Origin of the sequence: Pseudonocardia spirodelae, assembly GCF_037727765.1 — a bacterium.
Classification (GTDB): domain Bacteria; phylum Actinomycetota; class Actinomycetes; order Mycobacteriales; family Pseudonocardiaceae; genus Pseudonocardia; species Pseudonocardia spirodelae.
On the sequence record NZ_JBBJUP010000005.1, the window covers coordinates 37,778 to 49,977 of the forward strand.

Below are 12,200 nucleotides of genomic sequence, written 5' to 3' on the forward strand. Positions count from 1 at the left end.
CCGCGGGCCCGGCCGGTCGGATCCGGCATGAGCACCCCCACGCAGACCCCGACCACCCTCAACAACATCGGCGTCGTCATGTTCACCGTCGCCGACCAGGACGCGGCGCTGGACTTCTACACCCGCGTCCTCGGTTTCGAGGTGCGCAGCGACACCCGGTTCGGCGAGAACGGCGAGCACCGCTGGCTGGAGGTCGCCCCGCCCGGCTCGACCGCCCGCCTCGCGCTCAACCCCCCGATGTACGACGAGCCGGGCGGCAGCGCGATCGGCGTCGAGACCCCGGACCTGGCGGCCGAGCACGCCCGGCTGACCGGGCTCGGCGTCGCGGACCTGGAGCCGCTGCCGGCCGCCGACGACACCCCGGGCGTCCCGCGGCTGTTCATGCTGCGCGACCCCGACGGCAACGTGATCACCGTCGTCGAGGTCTGAGCCTCACGGCACCGGTGCGACGCCGGCCCGGACCAGCACCGCGTACGGGCCGACGTCGCGGCGCTGCCAGGCCGGGTCGTCGAACAGCTGCGGGGCGAACACCGCCGGCGCGGCACCCTGCCGCGGGTCGGGGAAGCGGTCCTCGGCCAGCGGCAGCCGCAGCGTCCCGTCGGCGGCCCGCTCCAGCACGAACACCGACGGTGCGCGGGCGGGCCCGCCGTCGAGCGCGGCCAGCAGGGCGCGCGGGTCGCTCGCGGCCGCCCACCGGCGCACCTGCGCGGTGCGGGCCGGGAAGTCCGCGAGCGGGTTCGCGTACTGCGGCTGCGACGCCTGGTAGGTGAAGTACGGCGTGTAGGTGGGCAGCGTCCGGTTCGCGCTCGCGACGACGACCTCCCGCGGCGTGCGCCCGGTCAGCCCGTCGATCGTGGCGCGCAGCTCGCCCAGCCAGGCGTCGGCGTCGGCGGGGTCGCGGCTGCCGTCCGGGCGGGTGCCGTCGGGCCGGTAGTCCTGGGCCGCACCGGCCCAGGCGTACTGCTGCGGGACGGCCTGGACCTGCCCGACCACCACCGCCGCGGCCAGCACCGTCACGACGGCGGCCGGCGCGGCCGCGGCCCGCAGGTCGAGGGTGCGCAGCCACCGGCACAGCTCGGCGGCGCCCCACACGGCGCCGCAGGCCAGCGCCGCGGTGAGGATCGGCTGGATCCGGAAGGCGAGCAGCGTGGTGCCGGCCGCGAGCGCCACGGTCGACAGCAGGTACCAGGCGTAGCCGCAGGCCGCCGTGAGCCCGAGCGCCCGCGCGACGGGCGAGCTGCGGAACCGCACCACGATCCACACCGTGCCGAGCAGGCACAGGGCGCCGAGCGGTGTCGCGTCGAGCATCGGCAGCGGCCAGCGGGACCCCGTCTCGGCGAGGAAGTGCTGTCCGGCGCCGTAGGTGGGCCGCCCGGCCGAGGCCAGCAGGTACGGCAGCCAGTGCACCAGCGTCAGCGGCAGCGCGGCGACGAGCACCACGGCGACGGTCACCGCGAGCGACGCCGGCCGGGCCCGCCGGGTGAACAGCCCGTCCGCGGCGAGCACGGCGAGCACGAACCCGGCGAACACCAGGATCTGGGTGTGGGTCACCGCGGCCAGCCCGAGGACCAGCCCGACCAGCACCGCGGTGCGCACCCACGGGCCGCGGCGGCGGACCAGCCGCAGCCCGAGCACGGCCAGCGGGGGCACCAGCGCCGCGGTCAGCCACGAGTACGGCGAGTACGCGGCCTGGGTCGCCAGGCCCGCCAGCGCGGTCGCGACGCCGGCGCCCAGCGCCCGCCGCCGGGTCGTCACCAGCGCCCACAGCGCGTACGCGAGCACCGCGGTGACGGCCAGCGTCGCGATCGAGTACGCCTTGTGGACCTCCCACCCCTCGACACCGGCCAGCGCGGCGACCCGGCCCCCCACCCAGAACCACGCCGCCGGGTAGTACGGCGGCAGGTCGGCGTAGGCGAAGTCGGCGAGCCGGGCGGAGTCGGCGAAGCGGGTCAGGTACTCGACCCGGAACTGCTGGTCGCCTCCCACCCCGAACAGGTAGTGCGGGGTGTTCACCAGGAACAGCGTCAGCGGCAGCGCCGGGACGGCGGCCAGCCCGGCCCAGGCCAGCGGCGCGGCGAGCGCGGTGCGCCTGCTCCAGGCCGCCGCCACGAGCACCGCGGCCACCAGCGCGCCGCCGGTCGCGGTGAGCGCCAGCCCGACGTTCGACCCGGCCGGGACGGGGATCCGGGCCGCGAGCACCTGACCGGCGGCGACGACCGCGACGGCCACGACCGGGCCGAGCACCAGGTCGGCCACCGCAGCCGTGCGACGCGGGCCGGGCACCGTCAGACCGGCTTCTTGACCGCGACGACCAGGAACGCCTTCGAGATCGCCCACAGTGGGGGGAACCGGCGCAGCGCCGCCACACCGAGCGTGTACAGCGCGGAGCCGCCGCCCTCGGCGAGGCTCACGTCCCCCGGCACGGTGAACCGGGCGTCCAGCTCGGGGCGCTGCGCCAGGAGCCGGCGCATCCGCAGGTAGCCGGGGGCGTAGCTGGCGTCGGTGTAGTCGTCGCCCCGCCCGGACAGGCGCAGGTAGCGGTTCGCCAGCGGCAGCGGCAGCCAGGCGAGGAACGGCAGCGAGTAGTGCGCCTCGATCGGCCACCACCTGTTCGGCACGAGGATGTAGGCGACGCCGCCGGGCCGCAGGCAGGAGGCGATCCGCTCCAGCGCGTCGGGCTGGTCGTCGAGGTGCTCCAGGACGTTGTCGAGCACCGCGACGTCGAACGCGCCGGCGTCCTCGCCGTGGCCGAAGTCGCCGATGCCCTGGACACGGAACGTGAAGTTGTCCGCGCCGCCCTCCTCGGCCAGGCGGGTCGCCTCGGCGGCCAGCGCGGCGTTCGGCTCGATGCCCACGACCTCGCGGCACAGCCCGGCGAGCTCGAGCGCGGTGTAGCCGTAGCCGCACCCCAGGTCGACCACCCGTGCGTCACGGAACGGCAGGTCGAGGGCGGGTCCGGTGGTCAGCGCGATCTGCTTCGCGAAGCCGGTCGCGAGCCGGCGCCGCTCGACCATGCGCAGGGAGCGTTCGTACTCGGGGAGGTCGGTCACGTGGGGGCTCCGTGGTGGCGTCGGGGGGTCACCCACCGTACTGGTGATCAGGGCACCGCGACCGGGGCGGTCGGGGCCGTACCGTCCAGCGCCTGCGCGTCGGGCAGGGCGGGCGGACCGGGTGTGCAGGCGGTCAGGCGCCACAGCTCCTGACCCCCGCCGGTGGCGACGAGCTCGAATCCCGGCACCGGCGCGATGTCGTGCAGCCCGGGGTACCAGCGGGCGCCGCCGTGGTTCGGCCAGAACGTGATCGGGCCGGTCAGCAGCCAGTCCACCCGCAGGTCGGCGGCCGCGGTGCAGATCGTGGGGTCGGTCCCGACGTCGCGGAACCGGGTCGCCAGCAGGGTCTGCTCGGGCGACCAGTTCCCGATCAGGTGCGGGAACAGGACCTCGCGCCCGGTCAGCGGGTAGAGCAGTGCGTTGCCGGTGAACGGGTCGGCCGCGACGACGTCGTCGGGGCCCACGATCGTGGCCACCTGCTGCAGGAACTCGCGCTGGCCCGGCTCCAGGATCGCGTCCGACGGCCGCTGGTACGGCCCGGCGAGCACGTCGGCGTGCGTGCCGACCGACAGCCCGCCGGTCGTCGCGAGCACCACGGCGACCAGCGCCGCGGCCAGCGCGGGCAGCACCCCGCGGCGGCGGGCGGGCCCGGCGGCGGACGGGATCCGCAGCGCCACCCGGCGCAGCAGGCCGGCGACGCCGCACAGCCCGACGGCGGCCAGCGCCACGCCGGTCACCGGGACCATCGCCGCCAGCCGGTAGGAGTCGTTGTACCAGGCACCGGTCAACGCGGCGGAGGCCGAACCGTCGTCGGCCGCGGCCAGGACGTACAGCGCGCCGGAGACCAGGTGCGCGGGGACCAGCCACGACGTCGCGACCCGGCGGAGCGCGACGACCGCGCCGATCACGACCAGCGCCGACAGCACCACGAGATCGGGACGGCCGTTGCTGGCGTTGGCCAGCACCTGCAGCACTGCGGTCGGGACGTCGGTGAACGCGGGCCAGTCGAACTGGCGCACCCCCTCGGTCAGCGGCGAGGCCGTCATGAACCACAGCACCGTCGCGACGACCGTGACCACGCCCGCCGCGGCCAGCAGCGGCTGCCAGAACCGGCGGGTGGCCAGCCGCCGCCGGGCGAGGACCCCCACCCCCCACAGCACCGGGAACAGCCCGAGCACGGCCAGGCTGAACAGCGCGTTGGGGTGGGCGAGCCCCAGCGCGGGCAGCGTCAGCACCAGCGTGACGGCGGCGCCCGCCGGCCCGATCGCGCTGCGCGCGGCCACCCCGACCACGGGCAGCAGCAGCGCGAGGTACCCGGGCAGCAGGGCCACCCCGAGCAGGTTCGGCCAGAGCACGCCGAAGGACATCAGCGCCCACGGCAGCGCGGTGAAGCCGGTCGCCAGCACCGGCGTGACCAGGGCGGACGCCGCGGACGGACCGGTCACCTGCCGGGTCAGCGCGAGCGCCGAGAGCGGGAACACGACCCCGGCGACGACCCAGGCCGTCACGTTGGTGGCGACCGGGACGTCCGCACCGGAGAGCATCGCGACCAGCGAGACGAGGTCGTGCCAGCCCGCGGGGTAGAGCGCGAGCGCCGAGGTCGGGTTGGTCAGCGACCCCAGCGTCAGCGACGACGCGTCGCCGGTGTGCAGGATGTGGGCGACCGCGTTGTAGTGGAAGACGGCGTCGTAGGTGGAGGACAGGCCGTCCACCGGGCCGAAGCCCTGCACCACCGTCAGCCAGGACAGCCCGGCCGCGACCGCGACGCCGAGCGCGGCGGCCGCACCGGCGCGGCGCCCGTCGAGCCCCTCGCGCTGCGCGGAGGTCCGCCACACCTGCGGCAGCGCGGTCGTGAGCGGGTCCGGGGTCCGTGCGAACCGTCCGCGGGGTGTCCGCACGCGCTGCAGTGCCGCGCGCAGCCGGCGACCCGGTGTCCAGGAGCGCAGCGCGGTCCGCCACCCGCGGTGCAGGGCGCTGCCCGCGGGGCGGCGCGCGACGAACGCCCGGAACAGCACCGCGACGAGCGCGATCACGACGGCTACCGCGACCGGCGCCCACGGCCCCCACGGCACCCCGGCGGCCGAGGCCAGGACCGCGGAGGAGGAGATGGTCGCGGTCGACACGACGGGGGCGAGACCCCACGTCAGCAGGCCGCGCACACCGGCCGCCCGCAGGACGACGGCGCCCGGTCCCACCACCCAGAGCACCGCCCCGAGGGCGGTGGGCAGGGCGGACAGCCAGGTGGGTCCGGCCATCGAGGTCGCGGCTCCTTCCCCGGCTCCGGACCCCGGTGCCGTCGACGGCCCCGCCGGTCCGTCCCCGGCGCTGGCCGGAGAGGAAGCCTACCGGCGCTCCGGCGGCGCCGCCGGGCCCGTGCCCGTCCGGGTGATCACGACCCCACGACCCGCCCGGCGTCGCAGGCGGTGATGCGCCACAACGCGTTCTCGCCGTCGTCGGCCAGGAGCTCGAACCCGTCGGCGTCGGCGAGGTCGTCCAGCCCGGGCCACTGCTCGGAGAGCGGGTCCGGCTGCCAGAACGTCGGCGGCGCGGTGAGCACGTACCCGACCCCGGTCTCGGCGACGGCCGCGCACACCGCCGGATCGTTCGACGCGTCCCGCAGGCGCTCGGCGATGATCTGCTGGTCCGGCGACCAGACGCCGGTCAGGTGCGGGAACAGCACCTGGCGGTCGGTCAGCGGCCACAGCATCGCGGTGCCGGCCCACGGGTTCTGGGCGACCACGGCGTCCGACGGCAGCAGCTCCCCGGCCTCGCGCAGGAACCGCGCCTGCTCCGGGCCGACCAGGACCTCCTCGGGCGTCTGGTAGATCGACGCCAGCGCCTCGATGTGCGCGCGCTGGTAGAGCCCGCCCGAGGTGACGACGACGGCGATCACCCCGGTCGCGACCAGCAGCGCTGCCCGCGGGCGGGGCAGTACCGCGACGCCGGGCGCCGCCCTGGTCAGGCCGTCGCGCACCAGGCAGGCGGCCCGGCGGGCCAGCGAGCACAGCGCGACCAGCCCGAGCGCGGCCAGCGGAGCGGCGGTCACCGGGACGAGCGCCGCGATGCGGGGCGCGTCGTTGTACCAGACCCCGGTCCACACCGAGGACCACGTGCTGGCCCCCACCACGTACAGCGCGCACACCAGCAGGTGCGCCGGGACCAGCCACGACGTGCGGACCCGGCGCAGCGCCCAGACCGCGCCCGCCACGGTGAGCACCGCGACCGACCACGCGGGTGCGTTGCCGTCCGGGCTGTGCAGCACCGCGTTCCACACCGCCTCGCCGGTGGTGACCTCCGGCTCCCAGTAGTAGCCGCGGATGCCGTCGAGGGCGGGGGAGACGAACATGAACCAGCCGACGCCGCCGAGCGCGGCCAGCACGACGGGGACCGCGGTGAGCGCCCGCAGCGCGCCCAGGGGCCCGGCCCGCAGCCCGCGCCGCACCGCCCCCGCGAGCCCCCACAGGATCGGCGGGGCGGCGACGACCACGGCGCCGAACAGCGCGTTCGGGTGCGCGAACCCCAGCGCGACGACGGCGGCCGCCGCCGGGAACCAGCGCGCCACCCGTCCCGGCGACCCGGGCCCCGGCCGGGCCGGCGACGCCGGGTCCGGGCCGGCGCCGGGCCGGGCGGCCAGCGCGGTCGCCGCCAGCGCTGCCGGGACCAGCGCGACACCCAGCAGGTTCGGCCAGAGCGCGCCGTAGGTCACCAGCGTCCACGGGAACGCGACGAACCCGAGCGCCAGCACCGGCGCGGCGAGCGCGGCGCCCGCGGAGCGCCCGACCAGCGTGCGGGTCAGGAAGAGCACCGACAGCGGCCAGACGAGCAGCGTGGTCACCAGGGCCACGACGTTCGACGCGACGACGATCTCGCCCGGCCCCGGCGTGAGCGGCACGACCAGCGAGACGACGCCGTGCCAGGCCGCCGGGTAGAAGCCGGGGGAGTTGACCAGGCCGCCGACGGTCAGCGACGACGCGTCGTGGGTCGCGAGGATGCGGGCGACCGCGTTGTAGTGGAAGTTCGCGTCGAAGGTCTGCGACAGCGCGTCCGGCCGGTCCATCCCGCGGATCGCGGCCCGGAACCCGAGCGCCCCGGCGGCCGCGAGCCCGACGAGCGCCGCCGCCCCGGTCCAGCGCCGGTCGGGCCCGCCGCGCAGCAGCGTCGCCGTCGCGGCGGTGGCGCGGGCGCGCAGCAGCGACGGGCGCGGCAGCAGGGCGCGGCGCAGCACCAGCCGTCGCGCGCCCACCACGACCAGGGCGAACACGGCGGCGGCGACGGCCGGGACGGTGCCGTCCCACGGCCGCCCCAGCAGGCTCGCCCCGACCGCCGAGCCGGCGATCACGCCCACCGACAGCATCGGGGCCGCGCCCCAGGCGGCGGTCCCGCGCAGCCCCGCGGCCAGCCCGACGACGAGCCCGGGCAGCGTGACCCAGGCGGCGGCGACGGCCACGAGGGGCAGCGCGGACAGCCAGCTCACGCCATCGTCTCCTCGGGGCCACGGTAATGCCGGATACGTCCGCTTCTCCGGTCTGCCCGCGAGGGTACCGAAGCCGCCGGGTGCCCCCGATCACGCCTGCCCTACCCTCGACGGCCGTGAGCCTCGAAACCGTCAGCCTCGACAGCAGGGACCTGAACGGCTACGACCTGGTCGTCGTCGGGTCCGGGTTCTTCGGCCTCACGGTCGCCGAGCGCGTCGCCGAGGGCCTCGGCAAGCGGGTCCTCGTGCTGGAGCGCCGCGACCACATCGGCGGCAACGCCTACTCCGAGCCCGAGCCCGAGACCGGCATCGAGATCCACCGCTACGGCGCGCACCTGTTCCACACCTCCAACGAGCGCGTGTGGGACTACGTCAACCGGTTCACGAGCTTCACGAACTACCAGCACCGCGTGTTCGCCCGGGTCGGCGAGCAGGTCTACGCGTTCCCGATGAACCTGGCGCTGATCAACCAGTTCTTCGGGCGCGCGCACACCCCCGACCAGGCGCGCGACCTCATCGCCGAGCAGGCCTCCGAGGTCGACACGAAGGCGGCCGCGAACCTCGAGGAGAAGGCGATCTCGCTGGTCGGGCGCCCGCTCTACGAGGCGTTCGTCAAGGGCTACACCGCCAAGCAGTGGCAGACCGACCCGACCGAGCTGGACGCGTCGATCATTACCCGGCTCCCGGTCCGCTACACCTACGACAACCGCTACTTCAACGACACCCACGAGGGCCTGCCGGTCGACGGCTACACCGCGTGGCTGGAGCGGATGGCGGACCACGAGAACATCGACGTCGTGCTCGGCACCGACTACTTCGCGGTGCGCGAGCAGTTGCCGGCCGGGGTGCCGGTCGTCTACACCGGGCCGCTGGACCGCTACTTCGACCACGCCGAGGGCGAGCTGGGCTGGCGCACCCTGGACTTCGAGATGTCGGTCGAGCCGACCGGCGACTTCCAGGGCACCTCGGTGATCAACTACAACGACGCCGACGTCCCCTTCACCCGGATCCTCGAGTTCCGCCACATGCACCCGGAGCGCGACTACCCGAAGGACCGGACGGTGATCGTGCGCGAGTACTCGCGCTTCGCCGAGTCCGGGGACGAGCCGTACTACCCGATCAACACCCCCGACGACCGGGCGAAGCTGGAGCGCTACCGCGAGCTGGCCCGCAAGGAGACCGCGAACCGGGGTGTGCTCTTCGGCGGGCGGCTGGGCACCTACAAGTACCTCGACATGCACATGGCGATCGGGTCGGCGCTGACGATGTACGAGAACCGTCTCGTCCCGCACCTCACCGACGGCCGGCCGCTGTCGGGGACCGAGTCCGAGGACTGAGCCGAGGACTGAGCCGAGGACCGAGCCCCGGGCGTCCCCGGGCCGCGGCTCACGCCCCCGCGCGGGGCGCGGCACCCGGGGACCAGCCCAGCTCCGCGGAGACGGCGGCCGCCGCCGCGGCCACGGCCCGGCCCACCTCGTCGAGCCGGTCGGCGACCCGCCCGGTCGGGCCGGACACGTTCAGCGCGGCGACCACCCGGCCCCGGAAGTCGCGGACCGGGGCGGAGGCCCCCGCGACGCCCGGCTCGAACTCGTCGCGGGAGCAGGCCCAGCCGCGTTCGGCGGCCTCGCGGACCGCCCGCCACAGCTGCGGGACCGTGTGCACCCGCGACCCCGGGTAGTCCGGGACCAGGTCCTCGACGGCCCCGAAGCGCACGAACAGCTCGTCCGGCGTCGCGTCGGAGAGCAGCACCCGTCCCGCCGACGTGCACGGCAGCGGCGCGCGGCGGCCCTCCCAGCCGGTCGTGCGGTAGGAGTGCCCGGACACCGTCCGGACGGTGAGCAACGCGTCGTCGCGCAGCACGCACAGGTGCACCGTCTCCTCCAGCTCCACCGCGAGCCGGTGCAGCACCGGTTCGGCGACGGCGCCGAGCCGGCTGTCGGACCCGCGCGCGACCAGCGAGAACAGCCGCCATCCGAGCCGGTAGACGAGCGTGTCGGCGTCGCGCTCGACCAGGCCGTGCCCGGCCATGGCCTGCAGCGCCCGCGACACCTGGCTCTTCTCCCGGCCGGTCGCCCTGGCCAGCGCGGCGACGCCGAGACCGCCGGTGCGCCGGGCCTCGTCCGACGCGAGCGCCTCCAGCAGGGCGATGTCGCGGCCGAGCCCGTAGCCGGTGTGCATCCCGCAACGGTAGCGACGACGGTTGCCGTGAGCGCAACCCCGATCTCGATCGGGGCCCACGGCTGGCCGCCCCGCGCCCGCGTTCCTACATTCGTCGATCAACCGGCCCGGGACGCGTCTCCCCCCGACCGCGTCCCGGGCCGGAACCAGCTCCCCGCCGCCGACCCACGGACCCATGAGGATCACCGACATCACGCTGGACCGGCTGCGCCTGCCGCTGGAACCGCCGCTGCACGCCGCCTGGGATCCCGCGCCCCGCACCGTCTTCGACGCGACCGTCGTGCGCGTGCACACCGACGAGGGTGTCGTGGGCATCGGCTCCGGCGACACCATGGACGGCTTCGACGCCTACCGGCACCTGTTCGTCGGCACCGACCCGCTCGCGATCGCCCGGCACGTCCGCGTGCTGGAGACCTGCGCCCTGCACGGCGGCTTCTACTGGCCGCTCGAGGCGGCGCTGTGGGACCTGGTCGGCCGGGTCGCCGGGCTGCCCGTCGCGACGCTGTTCGGCGGGACGTACGACGCGCTGCCGGCCTACGCGTCGTTCTGCGTGCTGCGCCCGCCGGCCGAGCGCGCCGAGGTCGCGCTGCAGGTCGCCGCCGAGGGCTTCCGCGCGTGCAAGATCCGCATCGACCGCGACCGGGTCGACGAGGGCGTCGCCGCGGTCGCGGCGGTCCGCGAGGCGCTCGGGCCCGGCTTCGCGATCATGGTCGACCTGAACCAGGCCTGGCGGATGGCCGGCGACGTCGCGCCCGCGACCGACCTCGCCGCGACCCGGCGCCTGGTGCGGCGCCTCGCCGAGCTCGACGTGTTCTGGGTCGAGGAGCCCCTGCCCTACGCCGACGCCGACGGCATGCGCACCCTGCGCGCCGACAACCCCGGCCTGCGGATCGCGGCGGGGGAGATGCAGCGCTCCTTCGGCGAGCTGCTGCGCCTGCTCGACGACGACGTCCTCGACGTCCACCAGCCCGACGTCGTCCTCGCCGCCGGGATGAGCCGGGTCCGCACCCTGGCCGAGCTGGCCCTGCTGCGGCACCGCGCGTTCACCCCGCACAGCTGGACCAACGGCATCGGCGTGCTCGCGAACCTGCACGTCGCGGCCGGGGTGGGCGGCGGGCCGTACTTCGAGTTCCCCTACGACCCGCCGGACTGGACGCCGGCACGGCGGGACTTCCCGATGTCGGCGCCGCTGACCGTCGGTCCGGACGGCACGCTGGCCGTGCCCGCCGCACCCGGGCTCGGCCTCACCCTCGACGAGGAGGCGATCGCACGGTGGCGGGACCGGTGAACGGGTTCACGGTCGAGGCGACCTGCGCGGTGGAGTTCGGCCCCGGCGCCGTCGCCCGGGTCCCCGCACTGGTCGACGGGCTCGGCGCGACCGCGGCGTTCGTGGTCACCGACGCCGGGCTGCGCGCCACCGGCATCGTCGACCGCGTCGTCGCCGGCCTGCGCGCGGCCGGGCTGTGGTCGGAGGTGTTCGACGGCATCGGCCCCAACCCGTCGACCACGGCCGTCGAGCACGGCGCGACGGCGCTGCGCGCGTTCGGCGGCTGCGTGGTCGTCGCCGTCGGCGGCGGCTCCGTCCTCGACGCGGCCAAGGGCATCGCGCTGCTCGCCACCCACCACGGCGCCCGCGCCACCGACGACCTGTGGTCCTCGCCGACCCCGGGGCTGCCGCTGATCGCCGTCCCGACGACGGCCGGGACCGGCGCGGAGACCAACGGCTTCGGCGTCGTCGAGGACACCTGCGCCAAGCGCAAGGTCTACCTCGGCCACGCGTCGGTACGGCCGCGGGTCGCGGTGCTCGACCCGGAGCTGACCGTCGGCCTGCCCCCGGCCGCGACGGCCGCGACCGGCTTCGACGCGCTCGTCCACGGCGTGGAGTCGCTCGCCTCCCGCGGCGCGAACCCGATCTCCGAGGCCGCCGCCGCGCAGTCGGTCGCGCTGGTCGGGCGCTGGCTGCCGGTCGCCGTCGACGACGGCACCGACCTCGAGGCCCGCGCACGGCTGCTGCTCGGCGCGCACCTCGCCGGGCAGGCCCTGACCGTCTCCGGGCTCGGCCTGGTCCACGGCATCGCGCACGCCGTCACCGCGCACACCGGCACCCCGCACGGTGTCGCGCTGGCCGCGGTGAACGAGCAGGTCATGCGCTGGAGCGCGGACGCGGCGGCCCCCGCCTACGCCCGCGCCGCCGCCGCACTGGGCGTGTCCGACGCGGTCGCGGGGACCGCCTCGCTCGTCGACGGCATCCGGGTCCGCCGCCCGCTGCGCGAGCTCGGGGTGGACCGCGACCTGCTGCCGGTGCTGGCCGCCGCGGCCGTGCGGGACCCGGTGACGGCGAACGCGCCGCGGACCCCGACCGGGGACGACGTGCGGCAGATCCTCGACCAGGCCTGGTAGGGCGCCGCAGGCGTGGGCCCGCGGCGGCGACCGCGTCGAGATCCCCGCCGCGCCCGCCCGCCTCCCCGGCCCCGCACGGCCCGCGGCTACGCTCGGGC

Annotated in this window: 9 protein-coding genes; 4 read left to right on the forward strand and 5 right to left on the reverse strand. The window is 76.2% G+C overall.

Annotated elements, in window-relative coordinates:
• Window positions 1–27: 27 nt before the first annotated feature.
• Window positions 28–429: a VOC family protein gene (locus WJX68_RS07345; RefSeq protein ID WP_340287331.1), complete on the forward strand. Its 402-nt coding sequence runs from the start codon at window positions 28–30 to the stop codon at window positions 427–429.
• A gap of 3 nt (window positions 430–432) precedes the next feature.
• Here WJX68_RS07345 and WJX68_RS07350 read toward each other — a convergent pair whose 3' ends face one another.
• The 4 genes from WJX68_RS07350 to WJX68_RS07365 form a co-directional block, all read right to left on the reverse strand.
• A complete protein-coding gene (locus WJX68_RS07350) occupies window positions 433–2,283 on the reverse strand; it encodes an arabinofuranosyltransferase (RefSeq protein ID WP_340287333.1) in 1,851 nt (616 codons plus the stop codon).
• Window positions 2,284–2,285: 2 nt separating this feature from the next.
• The gene (locus tag WJX68_RS07355; protein WP_340287335.1) at window positions 2,286–3,050 is read right to left on the reverse strand and encodes a class I SAM-dependent methyltransferase; all 765 of its coding nucleotides are present in this window, start codon (window positions 3,048–3,050) and stop codon (window positions 2,286–2,288) included.
• A 47-nt stretch (window positions 3,051–3,097) separates the two neighbouring features.
• Complete coding sequence (locus tag WJX68_RS07360; RefSeq protein WP_340287337.1) at window positions 3,098–5,305, reverse strand: DUF6541 family protein; 2,208 nt, start codon at window positions 5,303–5,305, stop codon at window positions 3,098–3,100.
• A 134-nt stretch (window positions 5,306–5,439) separates the two neighbouring features.
• The gene (locus WJX68_RS07365; protein WP_340287339.1) at window positions 5,440–7,524 is read right to left on the reverse strand and encodes a DUF6541 family protein; all 2,085 of its coding nucleotides are present in this window, start codon (window positions 7,522–7,524) and stop codon (window positions 5,440–5,442) included.
• A gap of 116 nt (window positions 7,525–7,640) precedes the next feature.
• Between WJX68_RS07365 and glf the strand changes: the two genes are divergently transcribed.
• Window positions 7,641–8,861: a UDP-galactopyranose mutase gene (gene glf, locus WJX68_RS07370; protein ID WP_340287341.1), complete on the forward strand. Its 1,221-nt coding sequence runs from the start codon at window positions 7,641–7,643 to the stop codon at window positions 8,859–8,861.
• 49 nt (window positions 8,862–8,910) lie between these two features.
• Here the strand turns inward: glf and WJX68_RS07375 are convergent, their stop codons facing one another.
• The gene (locus WJX68_RS07375; protein ID WP_340287342.1) at window positions 8,911–9,702 is read right to left on the reverse strand and encodes an IclR family transcriptional regulator; all 792 of its coding nucleotides are present in this window, start codon (window positions 9,700–9,702) and stop codon (window positions 8,911–8,913) included.
• 175 nt (window positions 9,703–9,877) lie between these two features.
• Here WJX68_RS07375 and WJX68_RS07380 point away from each other — a divergent pair, with 175 nt between their 5' ends.
• Window positions 9,878–10,990, forward strand: a complete 1,113-nt coding sequence (locus tag WJX68_RS07380) for a mandelate racemase/muconate lactonizing enzyme family protein (RefSeq protein ID WP_340287344.1) — start codon at window positions 9,878–9,880, stop codon at window positions 10,988–10,990.
• Window positions 10,987–12,102: an iron-containing alcohol dehydrogenase family protein gene (locus tag WJX68_RS07385; RefSeq protein ID WP_340287346.1), complete on the forward strand. Its 1,116-nt coding sequence runs from the start codon at window positions 10,987–10,989 to the stop codon at window positions 12,100–12,102. Before WJX68_RS07380 ends, WJX68_RS07385 begins: the two co-directional genes overlap by 4 nt.
• Window positions 12,103–12,200: the final 98 nt, after the last annotated feature.

Excerpts from the sequence above, each read along its gene's own strand:
- WJX68_RS07345 (WP_340287331.1), top strand. The coding sequence starts at position 28 with ATGAGCACCCCCACGCAGACCCCGACCACCCTCAACAACATCGGCGTC.
- WJX68_RS07360 (WP_340287337.1), bottom strand. The coding sequence starts at position 5,305 with ATGGCCGGACCCACCTGGCTGTCCGCCCTGCCCACCGCCCTCGGGGCG.
- WJX68_RS07375 (WP_340287342.1), bottom strand. The coding sequence starts at position 9,702 with ATGCACACCGGCTACGGGCTCGGCCGCGACATCGCCCTGCTGGAGGCG.
- WJX68_RS07380 (WP_340287344.1), top strand. The coding sequence starts at position 9,878 with ATGAGGATCACCGACATCACGCTGGACCGGCTGCGCCTGCCGCTGGAA.